This is a genomic window from Massilia sp. CF038 (assembly GCF_900129765.1).
Taxonomy (GTDB): domain Bacteria; phylum Pseudomonadota; class Gammaproteobacteria; order Burkholderiales; family Burkholderiaceae_D; genus Telluria_A.
Genome location: NZ_FQWU01000002.1, coordinates 344,339 through 363,159, shown reverse-complemented (window position 1 = coordinate 363,159; position 18,821 = coordinate 344,339). Strand labels below are relative to the sequence as shown.

16 protein-coding genes, 1 tRNA gene and 1 pseudogene are annotated in these 18,821 nt (G+C 62.2%); 11 read left to right on the top strand and 7 right to left on the bottom strand.

The genetic code is table 11. The annotated features are described in order from the left end of the window. The 3 genes from BUC24_RS11730 (at position 1) to BUC24_RS11720 (ending at position 2,241) form a co-directional block, all read left to right on the top strand. On the top strand, positions 1 to 1,248 hold the full coding sequence (locus BUC24_RS11730) for an aspartate kinase (RefSeq protein ID WP_073215998.1): 1,248 nt from the start codon (positions 1 to 3) through the stop codon (positions 1,246 to 1,248). 98 nt (positions 1,249 to 1,346) lie between these two features. Then, positions 1,347 to 1,439, top strand: a tRNA-Ser gene (locus BUC24_RS11725). A gap of 337 nt (positions 1,440 to 1,776) precedes the next feature. Further along, positions 1,777 to 2,241, top strand: a complete 465-nt coding sequence (locus tag BUC24_RS11720) for a hypothetical protein (protein WP_073215995.1) — start codon at positions 1,777 to 1,779, stop codon at positions 2,239 to 2,241. Between the two features lie 31 nt (positions 2,242 to 2,272). Here the strand turns inward: BUC24_RS11720 and BUC24_RS11715 are convergent, their stop codons facing one another. Continuing rightward, positions 2,273 to 2,674, bottom strand: coding sequence for a RidA family protein (locus tag BUC24_RS11715; protein ID WP_073215992.1), 402 nt, complete (start codon positions 2,672 to 2,674; stop codon positions 2,273 to 2,275). Between the two features lie 129 nt (positions 2,675 to 2,803). Here BUC24_RS11715 and BUC24_RS11710 point away from each other — a divergent pair. The 8 genes and pseudogenes from BUC24_RS11710 to BUC24_RS11675 all read left to right on the top strand — a co-directional run bounded on the left by BUC24_RS11710 (position 2,804) and on the right by BUC24_RS11675 (position 13,351). Further along, positions 2,804 to 3,738, top strand: a pseudogene (locus BUC24_RS11710) (LysR family transcriptional regulator). 275 nt (positions 3,739 to 4,013) lie between these two features. After that, on the top strand, positions 4,014 to 4,505 hold the full coding sequence (locus BUC24_RS11705) for a NuoB/complex I 20 kDa subunit family protein (RefSeq protein WP_073215989.1): 492 nt from the start codon (positions 4,014 to 4,016) through the stop codon (positions 4,503 to 4,505). 66 nt (positions 4,506 to 4,571) lie between these two features. Continuing rightward, complete coding sequence (locus BUC24_RS11700) at positions 4,572 to 5,450, top strand: AraC family transcriptional regulator (RefSeq protein ID WP_178372529.1); 879 nt, start codon at positions 4,572 to 4,574, stop codon at positions 5,448 to 5,450. A 137-nt stretch (positions 5,451 to 5,587) separates the two neighbouring features. Then, complete coding sequence (locus tag BUC24_RS11695) at positions 5,588 to 7,159, top strand: hypothetical protein (protein ID WP_143167495.1); 1,572 nt, start codon at positions 5,588 to 5,590, stop codon at positions 7,157 to 7,159. Then, complete coding sequence (locus BUC24_RS11690) at positions 7,159 to 7,701, top strand: hypothetical protein (protein ID WP_073215980.1); 543 nt, start codon at positions 7,159 to 7,161, stop codon at positions 7,699 to 7,701. The genes BUC24_RS11695 and BUC24_RS11690 overlap by 1 nt, the downstream gene beginning before the upstream one ends. A 27-nt stretch (positions 7,702 to 7,728) precedes the next feature. Further along, the gene (locus tag BUC24_RS11685) at positions 7,729 to 8,229 is read left to right on the top strand and encodes a hypothetical protein (RefSeq protein ID WP_073215977.1); all 501 of its coding nucleotides are present in this window, start codon (positions 7,729 to 7,731) and stop codon (positions 8,227 to 8,229) included. 362 nt (positions 8,230 to 8,591) lie between these two features. Continuing rightward, positions 8,592 to 8,981, top strand: a complete 390-nt coding sequence (locus tag BUC24_RS11680; RefSeq protein ID WP_229448176.1) for a response regulator transcription factor — start codon at positions 8,592 to 8,594, stop codon at positions 8,979 to 8,981. Continuing rightward, positions 8,978 to 13,351: a CHASE domain-containing protein gene (locus BUC24_RS11675; RefSeq protein ID WP_073215975.1), complete on the top strand. Its 4,374-nt coding sequence runs from the start codon at positions 8,978 to 8,980 to the stop codon at positions 13,349 to 13,351. Before BUC24_RS11680 ends, BUC24_RS11675 begins: the two co-directional genes overlap by 4 nt. Positions 13,352 to 13,393: 42 nt before the next feature. On the opposite strand, the gene BUC24_RS11670 is transcribed toward BUC24_RS11675, so the two are convergent. The 6 genes from BUC24_RS11670 to BUC24_RS11645 form a co-directional block, all read right to left on the bottom strand. Beyond that, positions 13,394 to 14,701, bottom strand: coding sequence for a glycoside hydrolase family 18 protein (locus tag BUC24_RS11670; RefSeq protein WP_073215971.1), 1,308 nt, complete (start codon positions 14,699 to 14,701; stop codon positions 13,394 to 13,396). A 9-nt stretch (positions 14,702 to 14,710) separates the two neighbouring features. Continuing rightward, a complete protein-coding gene (locus BUC24_RS11665; protein WP_073215968.1) occupies positions 14,711 to 15,889 on the bottom strand; it encodes a DUF5009 domain-containing protein in 1,179 nt (392 codons plus the stop codon). A gap of 78 nt (positions 15,890 to 15,967) precedes the next feature. Continuing rightward, the gene (locus BUC24_RS11660) at positions 15,968 to 16,375 is read right to left on the bottom strand and encodes a hypothetical protein (RefSeq protein ID WP_073215965.1); all 408 of its coding nucleotides are present in this window, start codon (positions 16,373 to 16,375) and stop codon (positions 15,968 to 15,970) included. A 123-nt stretch (positions 16,376 to 16,498) separates the two neighbouring features. Next, positions 16,499 to 16,927, bottom strand: a complete 429-nt coding sequence (locus BUC24_RS11655) for a hypothetical protein (RefSeq protein ID WP_143167494.1) — start codon at positions 16,925 to 16,927, stop codon at positions 16,499 to 16,501. A gap of 73 nt (positions 16,928 to 17,000) precedes the next feature. After that, positions 17,001 to 17,891: an alpha/beta hydrolase gene (locus tag BUC24_RS11650; RefSeq protein ID WP_073215959.1), complete on the bottom strand. Its 891-nt coding sequence runs from the start codon at positions 17,889 to 17,891 to the stop codon at positions 17,001 to 17,003. A gap of 94 nt (positions 17,892 to 17,985) precedes the next feature. Then, the gene (locus BUC24_RS11645) at positions 17,986 to 18,816 is read right to left on the bottom strand and encodes a universal stress protein (RefSeq protein WP_073215956.1); all 831 of its coding nucleotides are present in this window, start codon (positions 18,814 to 18,816) and stop codon (positions 17,986 to 17,988) included. Positions 18,817 to 18,821: the final 5 nt, after the last annotated feature.

Below are 18,821 nucleotides of genomic sequence, written 5' to 3'. Positions count from 1 at the left end.
ATGGCTTTAATCGTCCACAAATACGGCGGTACGTCGATGGGCTCGACGGACCGCATCAAGAATGTCGCGACACGCGTTGCCAAGTGGCACGACGCGGGGCACCAGATCATTGTTGTGCCATCGGCCATGTCGGGCGAAACCAATCGCCTGATTGGTCTGGCCAAGCAAATCATGGAACAGCCTGATCCGCGCGAACTGGACATGATTGCCTCCACCGGAGAACAGGTTTCCGTCGGGCTGCTGTCGATGGCCTTGCTGGCCATTGGCAAAAAAGCCGTGTCCTACGCGGGCTGGCAAGTGCCGATCAAGACCGATTCGGCCTACACCAAGGCGCGTATTGAATCGATCGACGACCAGCGCGTCAAGGCTGACCTGGCCGAAGGCAAGATCGTGATCATTACCGGCTTCCAGGGCATTGATGCCGACGGTAATCTGACCACGCTGGGCCGTGGTGGTTCGGACACGTCGGCCGTGGCGATCGCCGCCGCGATGAAAGCTGAAGAGTGCCTGATCTATACCGACGTCGACGGCGTCTACACCACCGACCCGCGCGTGGTTTCCGAAGCGCGCCGTCTGAAGACGATTACGTTTGAAGAAATGCTGGAACTGGCCTCGCTCGGTTCCAAAGTGCTGCAGAGCCGTTCGGTGGAATTCGCGGGCAACTATCGCGTACCGACCCGCGTTTTGTCGTCGCTGACCGATCCCCTGATGCCGCTGGAAGAAGAAGCCAACTCGGGTACCCTGATTTCGTTTGAGGAAGATACACACATGGAACAAGCCGTCATTTCTGGTATCGCGTTCAACCGCGATGAGGCAAAAATCACCGTCCTGGGCGTGCCGGACAAGCCGGGCGTGGCGTACCACATCCTGGGACCGATTGCCGATGCCAACATCGAAGTCGACATGATCATCCAGAACCAGTCGGTGGAAGGCAAGACCGACTTCACCTTCACTGTCAGCCGCGGCGAATACGTCAAGGCCATGGGCGTGCTGGAAGCGGTGAAAGAAGAAGTCAGCGCCATCACGCTGGTGGGCGACGCCAAGGTATCGAAAGTGTCGGTGGTGGGCGTGGGCATGCGTTCGCACGTGGGCGTGGCATCGCAGATGTTCCGTACCTTGTCGGAAGAGGGCATCAACATCCTGATGATTTCCACCTCCGAGATCAAGATTTCGGTGCTGATTGATGAAAAATACATGGAACTGGCGGTTCGGGCCCTGCACAAGGCCTTTGATTTGGAAAAAGCATAACTTTTTTCGAAAAAAGTGGGCGTGTTCCATTGACCAAACACGCTCCCAGCCGGTACCATTGCGGTCTTCTGATCTGGTGAAGTTTTCCGGATAAGAAAGGAGACGTGGCCGAGTGGCCGAAGGCACATCCCTGCTAAGGATGCATAGGGCTTATACCTCTATCGTGGGTTCGAATCCCACCGTCTCCGCCAGAACGAAAAGAAAATGGCCTCCCCTGCGGGAGGCCATTTTTTTTTGTTCGGACGGAGCCGGTGGGATTCGAAGACCCGCCCCTACCGGGGCGGGGCTCTCCGAATCGCCCATCTTCCGCCGCTTCGCGGCGGGGCGCCTGAGGCGCCCTCCGCCAGGGACCCACTTTGCTGCCGCTGTGCGGCAGCGCGCCGCAGGCGCCGAAAAATTTCTGCTGCGCAGAAATTTCCCTCCAACATCACCCCGCAATTAACGTATGCTGACAAAAAAGCTCAGCAAGAAACACGATGCAACCCAGAACGCCACATCGACTGCACCAACTGCAAAAACAAGCTGCAAATGAACATCCCCATCCCATTATTCACCGCCATTTTCATTGCAGCAGTGCTGTCACTCCAAAGCACAAGTTTAGCTTCGGAAATAGACCGACCGCTGACGAAGACAGTGGCATCACTGATTAAGAAAGCCGGCTCAGGCGATCACTCGGCAGCGGAGAAGCTCGCCAATATCACCCATGGAAGCGCGGCCGCGCAGATCGGCGACACCCAATTAGCCGCACTGGCGGCCCTGTTGGATTCCCCCAGTGGGGCGGTGCGCTTATGGACTGCCGCCGCCCTGGGAAACTTCGGACTTCGCGCGGCAATCCATGCCCCCAGGTTGCAGCACATCGTTTCCAGTGAAGCATGTAACATGACCGGAATAAGTGCTGCAGCTACCGCCAGTGTCGCTTTAGAAAAAATGGGCATGACACCGAATCCGCCCGGTTGCAGGCGCAAATCGAATGCGTCAGCACCCGGCGAATAGGCGGTGTGGCGCGGTCAGGTCGTCAGGGGCGCTACGTCGTTTGTTCCGGCACCTTCGCAATCACCTTGATCTCGAAATTAAACCCATACAACCACGTGACACCAACCGCGGTAACGGTTGGATGCGGTGCTTGTCCCCAGAACTCCTGCACCACAGGCCAGATTTGTTCAAATTGCGCCTGCGGATCGGTCATGAACACCGTGACGTCAAGCACATCATCGAAAGTGCAGTTGGCCGCTCCCAGCACCGCCAGCAGATTTTGCATCGCGAGCCGGACCTGCGCCTGTAAATCGGGCTCGGGCGACCCGTCCTCGCGGCTGCCGACCTGGCCCGACACAAACAACAGCCCGTTGGCGCGCACCGCCGGGGAATAGCGGTTCTTTTCATACAGGGCCTGCCGACCCGGTGGGAATACAACATCGCGTGCAGTCATGATTTTTTCCTTGGTTATGCCGCACAAATGGCGGCGCTGACCACACTCTACGGCCTGCCTTTGTCCAGATAAACACGCGGTTGCGATAAGAACTGTTTGTATAATCCAAACAATCGCGAAGGAGAAACGATGGACAGGTTCGACACAATGCGGGCATTTGTGCGGGTGGTTGAAGCGGGCAGCTTTACCAAAGCCGCTGCCACCCTCCACATGAGCCGTACTACCGTGACCCAACTGGTGCAGCAACTGGAAGCACGTCTGCAGCTGAAGCTGCTTCATCGCACCACGCGCAAAGTGAACGTGACCGAAGATGGCGCCCTGTATTACGAGCGCCTGGTCCAGCTGCTGGACCAGATTGACGATGTGGAAAGCGGCTTGCCTGGCGCGTCGGCAAGACCCCAGGGCCAGTTGCGGGTGGATGTGCCAAGTCCGCTGGCGACCTTGATCCTCATGCCGGCTTTGCCGCAGTTCCACGCCAAATATCCCGACATTCAACTGGAACTGGGGGCCAGTGATCGCAAGGTCGACCTGATCGAAGACCGGGTCGATTGCGTCGTGCGCGGCGGCGAGATGACTGACCAGGCCCTGGCCGTGCGCCAGATTGGCCAATTGGCGCCGGGGGTGTACGCGGCACCGGCATACCTGGAGCGCCACGGCATCCCTGCGCATCCTGAAGAACTGCAAGACCAGAGCATCGGATCGTGCGCTACCGGTGGAGCAGTCGCGGCTACTTTCCTATTGCAATGCGGCGGGAGCAAGAGCGCATCACGATTCAAGGCCACCATGTGGTCGCCACCGACGACGGCAACGCTTACCTGGCTGCCGGCGTTGCCGGCATGGGCGTCCTGTGGCTTCCCGATTACATGGCGCTGGCCCAGGTGGCGTCGGGCGCTCTGGTACGCTTGTTCCCAGACTGGTCGCTGGAGCCCATGCCCTTGTATATCGCCTATCCGGCAAACCGGCATCTGAGCAAAAAACTGCGTGTCTTCATCGATTGGGTGACCGAACTGATGGCGCAACATGCACCTGTCAGTGCGCACGTTGAGCGAATGCGAAGGTCCTGATCCGCCGGATCTCTGCCTGCAGCCGAACCGGCGCGTCGAAGTGAGCATCGAAGGCACGAAACGGTAAAGGCAAAGTTAATTTACATCGTCCTCGCGCAGGCGGGGACCTATAGCACCTCGAACAACTTCGGTAACATGGAATGCGTCCCGAGTCGTCGGACCGCCGCCTTCGCGAGGACGATGTAGAAGTCAGCTCTCAGGCGGCATCATGTCGCATTCATACAATTTTCCCCGCCGCGTTTGCGCTATCGTTGCCGCAAACGAAAAGGAAAGCAATGGATACGACATTGGAACACGATGGCTTCATCGTCACTTCGGTGGATTCGCTGCTGCAGTCGGCCCGCACGGGCAGCCTGTGGTACATGAGTTTTGGCCTGGCTTGCTGCGCCATTGAAATGATGCACGCGGCATCCTCGCGCTACGACATGGACCGCCTGGGCATGATGCCGCGCCCCTCGCCACGCCATTCCGACCTGATGATTGTCGCCGGTACCCTGACCAACAAAATGGCCACTGCCATGCGCCGCGTGTACGACCAGATGCCTGAGCCGCGCTACGTCATTTCCATGGGCTCGTGCGCCAACGGCGGCGGCTACTATCACTACAGCTACTCTGTGGTGCGCGGCTGCGACCGGATCGTACCGGTCGATGTGTACGTGCCTGGCTGCCCGCCCACGGCGGAAGCGCTGCTGTATGGCCTGATCCAGCTGCAGCGCAAGATCCAGGGCCCGCGCAGCGGCAGGGCGCCCAACGAACTGGCACGCTGACAAGGCTGACCGTTGGCCAGTGATAAGATGGCCGTTCGCGCGCAAGCGATGGCGGGGCGGACCAGCATGATGGAACAGGCAATCCAGGACAGATGGCGCATGTTGTGCGCGCCCGCGCCATCGCTGCGCGCGCTGGTACGCTATTACCACGTCGAATCGGGTACCCCTGGCCAGGTGATGATTCCTGCGTCGCCGTACCCCATGCTGACCTTCATGCTGTCAGGCGGCTCGGTGGTGCACGGCCCTGGCGCCGTCACCACACTCTACACCGGGCCCTTGCTGTCCGGCCCCCAGTCGACTGCCATTGCAGCGCACTGGCTGCCCGGCACCCGCTTTGTTTCGGCGATCTGCGCGCCGGCCAGTTTTGGCACCTTGTTCGGGGTCGACCTGGCGGAGCTGCGCGACCGCTCAGTACCGATCGACATGGTGGCCCCGCATCTCCATAGCGCCACTCTGGCCCACATGCTGCACGGTGCAGTCTCGCCGCGTGCCGCCGTCGCTTGCATGGAAGGATGGCTGCTGAACCTGGCGCGCCAGCGCGAAATGCGGCTGCTGGGCGGCTTTGCGCTGCCCGGAGCGATGCTGTTCGCGCCGGCCAGCGAGATTGCCCGCCAGGTTGGTTTGAGCGTGCGCCAGCTCGAACGCAAGCACCGCACTGCGTACGGCCTGACCCTGGGCGAAAACCGCCGCATGGCGCGTTACGTCACCGCGCTCGGCATGCTGATTCGCCAGCCTGGCCAGCGCGGCATCCTCACCGGCGTGGCCAATCTGGCCGGCTACCACGACCAGGCCCATATGATTCACGACTTCCGCCAGATCCTCGGCATTGCCCCCGGCGCGCTGCTGAGTGACACCGGCAGCGGGGAAGTGGATGTGCTGCGCTTGCTGCGTTACGACGCCGGCGAGACGTCGCTGGTTGCCGCCCCGGCCGATATGTTGACGTAAAAAGAAGAACAGACGGCAATAAAACATTGACTCAGCGGCGCAAGAGTGTAATGTTCATAATATTTCCTGCATTGATCACCATCAAACACATCAGGCTTGTCGACGCGCTGGCCGTGCTCGGCCGCCTCGGAGCGAACATGCTTAGATTCAAAACTTGCGCGCCGCTGGTTGGCGTACTGTTGCTGCTCAACGCCTGTGCCAACCAGCCCTTGCGGCTTTACAGCGAAACGCGGGACCAGCAGGGGCAAGCGGTCAAAAAGGCCTGGGCTGAAGCTGAGGTGGACAAAGTGATCGCGGTCCAACGCGAAAATAATGTCCGTCTGCTGGCCGAGCAGCTCGCTGCCGAAGACCGTATTGCGCTTGCCAGCCGCGACGCCCAGATTCTGGCCCTGGTGTTTGGCGATAACGACGCGGGCAGCGCCGATCCCGCCCAGGCCTGCGCCGCGTGCACCGTGGCCGCATTGAATACATCCATCGGCGAAGACGTGATCACTGCCGCCGGCAGCGAGGCCGCGCTGACCGACTGGCGCGACAACCAGGCCGAACTTGCCAAATTCAAGGCCGCGATGGCCGATCGCGAAAAGGAACTGCGCCGCTTCGGTTTTGAAATGCCGTCCTGCGCCGACCTGGTGTCGGGCGAGGCGAGTGCCGCCTTCGCCCCGTGGATCGCTGCCCGTCCTGGCATGGACGGCGCTGTCATCAAGCATGCGCTCGATACGGCAGGGCAGCGCTGCCAGGCTGAAACGGCACGCGTCGCCGAGTTCGACCGCAAGAAAACACCGTTCGCGGCGGCCAGCCGGCTCGGCATCACCCGCGCCATGATCGCAGCCGATGCCGCCGCCATGGAACAATTGCGCGCAGCCTCGCTTAATGCGCGGAACGCTTACCGTATTGCGGCCGCCGACTACGCCGATCTGGCAGCCCAGCTGGGCACCAACCCCAGCCCGGACGCGCGCGCCAAAGTCAAACAACTGGCCGAGACGGTGCGGGCCAGGTTCGACGTCATACTTAAACTTGATGACGTCTTCAGCGCCCAATTCGTGGCCAAGGAAAAGCGCGACGCGGTGGGCGCCTTCCTTGGTGCCGTTGCCGACACCAAGGCTGGCGCGCAGCCGCCGGCAGACACGGGCCGCGCTGCCATGGCCCTGATTCTGTTGCCCGATCTGGCTGACCATACGCGGTCCTGGTTTGCCGACGCCAAAAAACCGCTGCTGGTCCCGGCAGTGATGCGGCGTAATTTCGAACAGCTCAACCTGGAAGCAGCCAACCGCCGCATCGCGGCAAAACAAACCCGGCTGGCACTCGGTCAGGCCAAGTTCGATGCGCAACTGGCCCAGGCAAAGGCGTATCTGAAGGCGCGCGGCTCGCTGTCGCGCCTGACGCCGGCAGCACTGCAGGCCCAGACCCGCAAAGTTGATGCCTTGCCGCAGCTGGAAGACCGGCGCCGCATCCATGAAGCGCTGGGCATTTATTTTGATGCCAAGGGCCGGCTTGACGCGGAATGGCGCAAGGCGGATTACAAGATCATGGCGGCCGATCAGGAGGAGCAGCTCAGCCTGGCGGAGGTCAATGTGCGGCAATGGCAGTCGCTGATCGGTTCCTCGGTCGACCAGATGGCGCAATTTGGCGCCACCGGCGTCAAGAGCGAGCATGTCATCGGCGCACTCAATAGCGTCGCCTTGCTGATCATTGCTGCGGGAGTCAATTGATGAAAGCCTTGTTTGGGATCGGGTGCGCACTCGTGCTCAGCGCTTGCAGCACCCCGAAAGTGGCCATGGACCAGGCCAACAACACGGTTGGCCTGCTGTCGCAGCTGGACAATGAACTGAACCAGTTCCGCCAGGTGCAGGAGCGGATTACCGATCAGTCGTTGGCGTCGCTGCGCAAAATTGAGGTGCGCACGGCAAACGGTGCGATTGATACCGCTTCGCGCCTGCGCCTGCATCGCATTGCGCGCGATCCGGTGGGACCCGCCTTGTTTGAAACGGTGCGCGACTCCGCCGATGCGCTGGCGCGGGACCGCGCCAGCGCACAGCTGCAAAGCGCCGAGATCGATGCCCGCCTGGCCAAGCTGATGCAGCCTCTGCCGCAAAGCGCACAGGGCATTGCAGCAGTACAGCTGCCGATGGCGGCAATGGGGACCGAACTGTCGCACAAAACCCGCCTGGCCGAGAGCCGGCAGTTCTATGAAGAAGTCAAAGCCGCGGTCGAGGCCAACAAGAAGAAGATCGCCGAAGCCGACAACAAATAATGCAGAAAACCCATCCTGGAGGACATCATGGCAAGCGCCGGTGAAACATACATCCTGAATTACTTCCTCGCGCTGGACGCTGCGCGGGCAGGGCTGGACGAGGCTGACCGGCAGGCGGAAGATACCAGCCTGCCAGAGCGCGAGCAATTGCTGGCGCGCGTAGCGGGCTACGATATCGAACGCGAAATTGCGTTGCTCGAAATTGCGCACGAGACCTTCATGGCCAAGTTCAGCGGCATCAAAGGCCCGCCGGAAGAAGTGGTGGCGCGCGCCATCGACCTTGCCGCAGCCCTGGCCGACAACATCGCGAAAAATCTGACTGCGGTGGCGATTTTGCAGGCTGTGACGGCGACGGCAAACGCCTGGGTGGCGCTGAGTGATCCGAGCCTGGCAAAGAGTGGCGGCGAGGCTCTGAAAAAAACCGCCCCGGCTGCCCAGCCGCAGGTTGCAGTGGCAGGGCGCAAGAAAAAACGCATCTCGACTATGGCCTGGCTGAATCGGCTGAGCAAGGACACCGCCGATTCCTGAGCTGCAGGCAAAAAAAAGCCCACCGCGAGGGTGGGCAAATTCCAAAATCTTGTGAGAAATTGGAGGAGACGGAGTAATCATGCTGCATAGCCGCAAATATGTAAACAGCGGCATCTAGAGATTTGTTTCTAAAATCAAACAAAAGCCCATTCGCCAAGCAAAATTCTTCGCTTTCACATTATGCGGCGTGGAAAGTACCGTGATCTTTGTTGATGGCCTATTTATTACATTGTCGCAATACTCACATAGCGGAAACGATTGCCAGGATTTTGCGCTGTTGATAGCATGTACCAGACAGGGGAGAAACCGTTTTCCCTACCGTTTGAATCGAGGCATACGTGCAAGCATCTGGTCGAATTCGCGTGGCATTAATTGACGACAACGATTTGACCCGGTCCGCGCTGCGCCTGGCCTTGCCGCCGGAGTTGACCGAAGTCGTTGCCGAGGCCAGCAGCGGCCGCACCGGCCTGGAGCTGTGCCTGCGGGAAAAGCCCGATATCGTTTTTCTCGACATTGTCATGCCAGGCATGGACGGACTTGACGTGCTGCCCGCCATCAAGGACGCGCTGCCCATGACGGAAGTACTGATGGTCACGGCCAACAACGACCGCAACTCGATCGAGCGCGCGGTCACCAGCGGCGCTTCCGGCTTCATCATCAAGCCCTTCCGGGCCGGCACCGTCGAAGACGCGGTCAAAAAATCCATCGCCAACCTGCAGCGCAAGCGCGCCGAACGGGACAACCGAACATGACCACCAGGGCGGCTGAGCTGGGCGGACTGCGCCAGACCATGAGCCGCTTGCTCCCCATCATCGTGCTTGCGGTCGTCTATTACGGCGCCGCACGCCTGGGTTTGATGCTCGCTTTCGCGGGCAGCAACGCCAGCCCCGTGTGGCCCCCGTCGGGCCTGGCCTTCGGCGCCCTGCTCATTGGTGGCCTGCGCTTGTGGCCCGGCGTATTCATTGGCGCGGTGGTTGCTAATATGGTTGTGTTCTACGCGAACGGCGTCGCGCAGGGCGCGCATGCCCTCCTGATCTCGGCTGCCATTGCCGCCGGTAACACTGGCGAGGCGGTCCTGGGCGCCTGGCTGCTGCGCCGCACGGCAGGCGACACGACGCCGCTGACCCAGCTCCAGCAAGTCTATAAATTCGCCATTATTGGCGCTTGTGCCTGCGCGGTCAGTGCGCTGGTGGGCAGCTCGGCACTGTTGTTTGGCAATATCGTCCCGGTGGGCCTGATCTGGACCGTGCTCGGTACCTGGTGGCTGGGCGATGTGGTGGGCGTGCTGGTGCTGGCGCCGCTGGTGATTGCGTGGCGCCAGGCCGGCGGTGGCAGCCTGCGCGCCTTGCTGCGGGCAGAAGCGCTGCTGTCCCTGGCTGGTCTGTGCCTGGTGCTGGTTGCCATCTTTGGGCACAAGGTGCAACCCGACGCGGCCGGCCGCTGGGTGGCCTACATTCTGGTGCCGGCCCTGGGCTGGGCCGCGTTTCGCCATGGCCGGCGCGGCACCACGTTCGCTTGCCTGGTGATTGCCAGCGGCGCGGTGGCCGGAACCACCCAGGGTCTGGGTCCGTTTGCCACCGGCACGCTCAACGATGCCTTGTTCGGCATCCAGACCTTCGTCGCCCTGTGCTGCCTGGTGGGGATGGTGCTGTGCGCCGACCTGTATGAAACGCGCGAACGCAAGGCTGAAGTGCCGCTGCGGCACCGGCTGGCGGCGCACTGGCTGATTCTGTTTGTGTGCGTCGGCATGACCGTACTGGTGTGGCAGATGGTGTCGGCCGCCACCGAGCATCGGGCGCGCGACCAGTTCAATGCGCGCGTGGCCAGCCTGCAGCAGCGCATTGCCGAGCGCATGCGTACTTACGAGCAAGGCTTGCGCAGCGCCAAGGCGCTGTTCAGCGCTTCCGATTCGGTCGAGCGCAAGGAGTGGCAGTTGTTTGTCGACAGCATGGCCATTTCGAAAAATTTCCCGGGCGTGCAGGGGTTTGGCTATGCCCGCGTGGTGCAGCCGAGCCAGCGTGCGTTTGTCGAGCGCGACGTGCGCGCCGAAGGCTACCCGCAGTTTGCCATCTGGCCCAAACGCGACGGCGAGCGCGCCCTGGTCATTGTTTACCTGGAACCGTTCACGCCCCAAAATCAGCGTGCCTTTGGCTTCGACCTGCTATCCGAACCGGTGCGTGCGCGCGGACTGCTGCAAGCCGAGGCGTCAGGCGAAGCGGCCATTTCAGGCCGCACCCGGCTGGTGCAGGAGAGCGGCGTGGCCGAGCAGGCTGGCTTTCTGATGTTCGTGCCGGTGTACCAGACGGGCTACCCCCTCGCCACGGCCGAACAGCGGCGCGCAGCGCTCAAAGGCGTGGTGTACAGCCCGTTTCGCATGAACGATCTGATGGAGGGCGTGCTGCATGCGGCCGTCAATGACGTGGCGCTTGAAATTTTCGACGGCGACAGGATCGGTCCCGCTTCGCCCATGTACGTGAGCACGGTACGTTCGGCGCAGGAGCAGCGCGACTATCCAAATCCGTTTACCACCGTGGTGCCGCTGCATTTGCAGCAGCACGACTGGACCATCCGCGTGACCTCGCTGTCGGGCTTTGAAAGTGCGGTCGACCGGCAGAAGGCACAAATCGTGCTGGTGGCCGGTACCCTGATCAGCCTGCTGTTCTTTGGCGTGGTGCGGGCACTGGCCGCGCGCGAGGAATACGCTGCCGCGCGCGCCGTGCAGATGCAGTCGGCGCTGGTGGCGTCCGAACACAAGTTCGAATCCCTGGTCGATTCGGCGCTGGAGTTTTCCATCATTGCCACCGACCTTGACGGCGTGATCCGGGTGTTCAGCATCGGTGCCGAGCGCATGCTCGGCTATGCGGCGGACGAAGTAATCGGCAAGCACACGCCGGCGCTGCTGCACTTGCCGGAGGAAATTGAAGCCCACGATGCCGAGGTCAGGCGCACACATGGGATCGAGGGCAGCGGTTTCTCTCTGATGGTCGCCACCGTGCGCCCCGGCCAGGGACAGCAGCGCGAATGGACCTATGTGCGGCGCGATGGCACGCACGTGCCTGTCAGCCTGGTGGTGACGGCCATTTGCGACCCCAGTGGTGAAATTACCGGTTACCTGGGCATTGCCCACAATATTGAGCAGCAGCAGCACCTGCAGGCCTCACTGGTCAGCGCCAAGGAACTGGCCGAGGCGGCCAGCCGCGCCAAGAGCGAGTTCGTGGCCAATATGAGCCACGAGATCCGCACCCCGATGAATGCGGTACTGGGCATTACCCACTTGCTGGGCAAGACGGCGCTGGCGCCCGAACAGCGCAAATACCTGGACATGATTCGCAATTCCGGCCAGTCGCTGCTGGGCATCATCAACGACGTGCTTGATTTTTCGAAAGTGGAAGCGGGGCGCATGGAGCTGGCGCCCGAAACCTTCGAATTGAACAGCGTGCTGAACATGTGCGCCTCGATGATGGCAGTCAACGCCGGTAGCAAGACGCTCGAGCTGGTGGTGTCGGCCCAGCCGCAGCTGCCGCCACGCCTGTTCGGCGATGCGCTGCGCCTGCAGCAAGTGCTGACCAACCTCACCTCGAACGCCATCAAATTTACCGACGCCGGCGCCGTCGCCCTGTTTGCCGAAGAAGCAGGGCGCGATGGCAGCACCGTGCAGATCCGCTTTGTGGTGCGCGACACCGGTATCGGCATCGATGCTGCGCAGCAGGCGCGCCTGTTCTCGCCGTTTACGCAGGCCGACGCCTCCATGACGCGGCGCTTTGGCGGCACCGGCCTGGGCCTGACCATTTCCAAGAGCATGGTGGAACTGATGGGCGGCACACTGGCCATGTGCAGCACGCCAGGCCAGGGCAGCGAGTTCACGGTCACGCTGCCGTTCGCCATCGTTGGCGACAGCAGCGCCATGCCGGACCTGCCGGACAATTTGCGCGACGTGCGCTTGCTGTTCATCGAGGCCAGTCCCATCAGCCAGCGCGCGCTGACGGAATCCGCACAGGCGCTTGGTTGGCACAGCAATGTGGCGGCCTGCGGCGCCGACGCGCTGGCTGAGCTGAAAGCGTATGGCGGCATCACCTGCCCGTACGATGTGATCGTGGTCGACGCCAGTCTGCCTGATATGAGTGGCCTGGAGGCGATTCGAGCCTGCCATGCGCTGGGTGGCGTGCAAGGCTTGCCGTTTGTCTTGCTGGCCAGCGCAGGGCGACGCCAGCAGTCGGGCGAGATGCAGGGCGTGGACGGACGCGGCACATTCCTGTTCAAGCCGGTTACCCGCGATGGCCTGACGGAAGCCATCGCCAGTGTCCTGTCGCTGCCCGCCGCGCCAAGCAAGGCAGACCATGGCCGGGCCGAACCTGCCCGAGCCCAGCTGGGCAATTTGCGCCTGCTGCTGGTGGAAGACAATGAACTCAATCAGATCGTCGCGCGCGGTATGCTGGAAGCGGAAGGCATGACCGTGCGCGTCGCTGGCAACGGCCAGGAAGCGATCGATCTGCTGGCGCTCGATGCCCGTTTCGACCTGATTTTGATGGATGTGCAAATGCCGGTGCTCGATGGCCTGGCTGCCACGCGCCAGATCCGCCATTCGCTCAAGCTCGGCATGCCCATCATCGCCATGAGCGCCGGTGTGCTGTCATCGGAACGCCAGCAATGTCTGGAGGCGGGCATGAACGATTTTGTGGCCAAGCCGATTGATGCCGCGTCGCTGTTTGCGGCGCTGAAACGGCATGCGCCGGCTGTCAATGGCATGGTGTCCGAAGTGTTTGACGTGCAAGCGCTGATGAAACTGAACGAAAAGCATCCCGAGCGGCGCCAGGAACTGGTCGGACTGATCGGCCGGGTGCTGGCCAAGGCCGGGCCGCAACTGGCCGCGGCGCGCGCGGCGTATGCGGCCGATTCCCATGTTGAGGCGGGCAAGGAACTGCACAGCTTGCGCGGCACGGTCGGCATCGTCGGTGCGCGCCGCTTCATTCGGGTCAGCTTGCAGCTGGAGGAATTGCTGCGCGAAGATGCTGGCGGGGCGGCGATCGTGCCCTTGTTCGAACAGCTCGATCGCGAGCTGGCGGAAACCGTTGCCACCGCCGAGGCGTGGCTGGCCAGCATTGGCCATGCCACGGTGGTGTAGCGCTAGTTTGCTGGGCCTGTTATACAGTAGTAATTTGTGTTGCTATTTTGCCCCAGGAACGGCACTCATCGCTTTTGACAGCGAAAACGCTGCATCGTCCTGATCGAGCGACCAGGACATGATGCCGCCCAGCCCCCGCTGGCGCAGATAGGCCACCTTTTCGGCGATTGCAGCCGGATCGTCATAGCTCCAGAACGTGTTGTCCTGGTACGTCCACAATTGCCGGGTGACCGGATGACGGAACACCGGGGCCGCGCTCTTGACGATGGCGCTGTAGCGTTCGGCGCCTTCTTCGAAACCGGTGGCCGGGCCGGTGGCGCTTTGGTACAGGCCGTTGTTGGCAGCGCCCACACCCGACCAGCCACGCGCGTAAAACGGCACGCCGATCACGATTTTGTGCGCGGGAATACCGGCCTTGATCATGCGGGTCACGCCACGGTCAACGCTGGGGTGCGTCGGGTCGGGGCTGGCAGGATCGGAAAACAGGTTCGAATGGAAATCCGCCGGCCCTTGCTTGTTCCAGGCGCCGTGGAAATCGTAGGTCATCAGGTTGACCCAGTCCAGCGAACGCGCGTAGCGCTCTGGCTCGGTCGCGTCGGTGGTTTGCTGCCCGCTGTTGAGAGCAGCCGTCAGGTAGTAGCGCTTGTTTTGGCGCTTGCCCAGCGCGTCGAGCTGCTTGCGAAACTCCGCCAGCAGCAAGGTGAAATTGCGTTTGTCCTTGGGGCTGACGCTGTTGTACGCCATCAGGGGCACGCCCGGATATTCCCAATCAATGTCGATCCCATCGAACATGCCGGCAGCGGCGCCTTTGCCGCCGTGGCCATCCAGCGGGGTCAGGTTACCGAGGATATAAGTGTCGATGCAGGACGCGACCAGGGTCTGCCGGCGCGCCGCCGTCGCCGACGCATCCGAGAAGTAGCGCGACCACTGATAGCCGCCGAGCGCAATCATGACCTTCAATTTGGGGTGCTTTTGCTTGAGCTGGCGCAGCTGGTTGAAGTTGCCCGCCAGCGGCTGGCCGGCGGCGTCGGCGCTGCCATCGACTGACTCGGCTGAACTGTGCCGCCTGGCATAGTCGAGCGTGGAGCGCATGCCGGTGCCGTCACCCGCTTCCTTGACGTCGCGCCCGCTGTCGCAGCGGAAGCTGCCGTCGTCCATCTTGTAGACATTGCCAAAGGAATAGTTGAGATAGGTAAAGCGTGCTGCCGCACCTGACTGGTCAAATTGTTTCAGGCGAAAGCCATCCTCGGCGCTCCAGGCCGTGTAGTAGGAGCCCACTTCGGTGGCGCCCGCCAGCGCGGCATGCAGAGCCAGCAGGAGGGGCAGGACGGGCAGCAGGCGACGCTTCATGGTGATCCTTTACAGTTTGAGTTTGCAGTTAATGGTGTTCAGTTGTCCGACCAGGGCCACAACGGCGGCCGAAAAGACCAGGGCAAACAGCAGCGCCCCCGTGCCGCGTACCAGCGGTGCCGGCCAGGACAGGTCGAACAGCGCCATCAGCGAGCCCAGCACGAAGGGAATCAGGTAGGTGACGAGCGGACTGCTCGCGGCCGGCTCGACCAGGGCGGTCCAGCCCCGCAGCTGGCGCATCTCCGTCAGCCAGTAGAGCAGGGCGAAGGCGCCGCAGCACAGGGCGGCGCAATACAGGGCCCAGGGCGGGGTACCGCCGATCTTGGAAACGGGATAGACCAGGTGCAGCAGGTAGCCCACGCTAGCCAATGACACCGCCAGCACCAGGGCGCGCCGCAAGCGCGTGCCTGCGCTGGCATCCTGGTGCAGGTCGAAGAACAGCAGTGCGCACAGCAGCCCGGCCAGTACGATGGACGTATGGGTGCCATGCATGGCGCTGACGTGCAGGATATTGAAGGTGGAACTGACCGCAAACAAGGCCACGCACAGGCCGATGGCAAACGCGAGTAGCAGCGCCCGCCCGCGTGCCAGCTGATAGATCAGACTGCCCGCCAGATAGGCCCAGCCGATGCAGCCGAGGATGCCCCACCATTGGGTGGTCATCCAGCCGCTGCCGTCATCGCCGCCGCGGTAAAGCGCAGCCAGTGCAAGCAGGGCGAACAAGCCGACGGCGCGCCAGAGCCGCTCGGCGACTGCGCTGCGGCAGCGATACGCGCCCCACACCAGGGCCACGGCCGCATAGAAAGCAAGCGCCCACAACGCAATTGGCATGCCCATCGCCTGTTCGTTATAGCCCGACTCCATATTGACCATGAACAGGCCCATCATGATCAGGCTGGCAGCGCGCCAGCCCACATGGCGCTGCAATTGGGCCGGCGTGTCACCTTTGCCAATGCGCCCGTTCAAGGCGAAGGGAATCGACATGCCGACGGCGAACAGGAAGGCAGGAAACACCACGTCGGCCAGTCCCATGCCATCGACTTCAGCCGTCACATGATGGATCCCGGCAGGAATGCCGCTGGCGCCCGCCAGGAAATTGACGAACAACATCAGGACAAAGGTCAGGCCGCGAAATACATCAAGCGAAACGACGCGTCCCGACGGAAGGCGGTTGATCGGTGCCTGCATGGAAGCGTTTCCCTTTTGTGTCAAAACGCGCCCACGTTAGCATTTGCGCCATGCAATGCCAAGGACAATTCGAACCCTTCAGTAAGTGGTATTGAAGGTGATGCGCAAGCTGGGCAAGAGGGCGGGGTGCTGTGGCAGGGTGCCAAGGGTAGGCGGTTCGGGCCGGCTGGACAGGGGCCAGGCGACCGCGATCGACAGATGATGGGCAGGCGGCAGTAAGGCCGGCGCCCGCATGGCCGGGCGCCACAGGGACCCTTGCGGCCGGGACGCATAGTGAAAGGAAAGCAGGGCCACGCTGGACACCTCGGGCTGGATACGCTGGCGCAGCTGCGCCGGTTCGGTCATCTGGTCTGTTGCAAGGATGCTGCCCAAAGGACGGGCGGTTGCGGCGATGGACCACCAGGCGCGTTGTTGATCGACGTGCTGGGCCTGCACGCAAGCGGGCAGTGCAGCGGCAAAGGCAAAGCGGAGAAGGGAGGTTTGCATGGGTTGCCGCCTTTCTGACGAGTTTTTATCAGAAGGTACGGCAAGCACGTGGTTGCCAAACGGAAATTATCTGGACTTTGATATGCCTCAATCGCCCATGCCACGCGCGTGTGGCTTTATTTCCTAAATGGATTTATTTGCCTGGATGGCTGCGTCCAGAAAGTGCAGCAAAATGTCCGGCGCTTCGCTGTCAATGCGGGGTGACATGCCGTCGCGGTCCGGATCGAGGTCGGTCACGCCATCCTCGCCGTAGGAAAACGAACCCAGCATTTCCTGTACCGGTTTGCCGTAGGTGCAGTGGCACTGCATGCAAATCACGCGCATGCGCGGGCTGCGGTCGGTTCCCTGGATGAGCAAGGCCTCGAACTTGATGCGCACACCCTGAAACGTGGCTTCGATGCTGCCGTTGCTCAGGATGTCGGACACGGAAATGGAGCGCAGTCCCGCCGCGCCCTGAAAGTAGCCGTGCGCTCGGGTGAGTCCGTTAAAAGCGGTGTAGAGCGCAGGCGCGGCCTGCTGCAAGCGGGCAAATTGCGCCAGTCGTTGTTGCATGATCAAGGCGTTGCTCCGATCTGGAGGTGCCGAAACGGTCTCGGCGATGTTCCATCATACTCCTTAACGGAAATTAATTGATTGGCAAAACTTCGGCCGTGGCCAGCACGGCTGCTGGCTCAGTGAGAGGATGCGGGCGGCTGAACTGTTCAGTGAGGAAAGTGGCAATCCGGGTCTGGGTCGCCTCCAGATAGGGGATGTTCAGGTGGTCCGATTCCGGCACGGTTTCGTCCAGATGCAACTTGCCCAGTTTGGCCACCAGCAAATCGGTATGCGAGTGGGGCACGATGTCGTCAAACGCGGCGCGCAACACATAGGTGGGTGCCGTCAGGGCCGGCGCATACTTGACCGATTCAAAGCGGTGCCGCAGCACATATTCCACCGGTACCGCCCGGAAGCGGCGCTTGGCGATGGCCAGGATCGAATCGTAAGGGGTAATCAGCACCACCGAATGTACGGGGCGCTCCATGGACACTTGCACAGCCACGCCGGAACCGAGGCTGCGACCAACGACGGCCACCCGTTTCGGATCGACATGGTGGCGCTCGGACAGCCAGTCGAACAACAGGCGTCCATCTTCGACCATGTGCTGCTCGGCCGGATCGCCCTGCGAGGCGCCGTAACCGCGGTAATTCACGGCCAGCACCGCCATGCCGGGGAACAGCTTGCCGGCATCGCGCACCACCCACGACACTTCTTCGGAACGGCCGCCAAAGTAAATCACGGCGGGATGCGGACCCGGCACTTGCGGCGTCATCAGCCAGCCCGACAGCTTGGTGCCGTCGGTGGCGCGCAGCACAATCGGACGGGTGCGGTGGCCGCTTGAGCGCGGCTTGTCGACTTCGCGCTTGTTGGTCGGGTTGAACACCAGCCGGCGTTGGCTTGCAGCAACTGCCGCCGTCACACCGACCCACAATACGCTGAGCGCGCCGGCAATACTTGCCACTTTTCGGGAATTATTCATACAGGCAAGTTTAACCTAGTCTGGCGCCGTCCTATATGCGTTGCTTCACCTTTGCGCTAACTCAGCGGTGCCGTGGCCCTGATACAACGTCGGTTCAGTGCGCCATCAGGACGGGGGCCGTCATCGCGCCGAGCACGGTTTCGGTCACCCCGCCGAGCAGCAGTTCGCGCAGGCGGGTGTGGCCATAGCCGCCCATGACGATCAGATCGGACTGCTGGTCGGCCGCGAGCGACAGCAAGGCCTCGCCCACGTCAATACCGGTGCGCTGCGCAGTGACCGTCACAGTGATGCCATGGCGCGCCAGATACAGGGCGATGTCGGCGCCGGGCTGGGCGCCGTGCGTTTCGTCGGCATTGAACACCGCCACGCAGACCTCGGCAGCGCGCACCAGCAAGGGCAGGGCGGCAGTGAGGGCGCGGGTGGCTTCCATGCCGCCGTCCCATGCCAGTAGTACCTTGCTGCCCACCTGCGCAAACGTGCCGGCGTACGGCACCACCAATACCGGTCGCCCGCTGGCCAGCATCGTATAGGCTGGCAGGCCCGGCGTGACGCGCGCGCTGGCGTCCTTGACGTCGGTCTGGCTCACGACCACCAGGTCGGCATAGCGCGCCTGCAGCACCAGCGCGCTTTCGGGGTCGTCGTTCAACAGGCGCGACTCGAACGAGTCGACCCCGACAGCGCGCGCAACGGCGTCAAACTGCGCCAGCGCGGCGCGATTTTTGGCCTGCATCGCTTCCACGTGCATGGCCACCACCATCTGGCTGAAATCGACATTGTCGTTCGCATAGACATAATGCGAAATGCCGGTCATGGCAGCGCCGATCAGGTGGGCGCCGTGTGCGCGCGCGAGCGTGGCGGCAACTTGAACGCGAGACGCGCAATGGGGCGATGCATCCACGTGCACCAGGATGGTTTTGTAGGACATGCGAC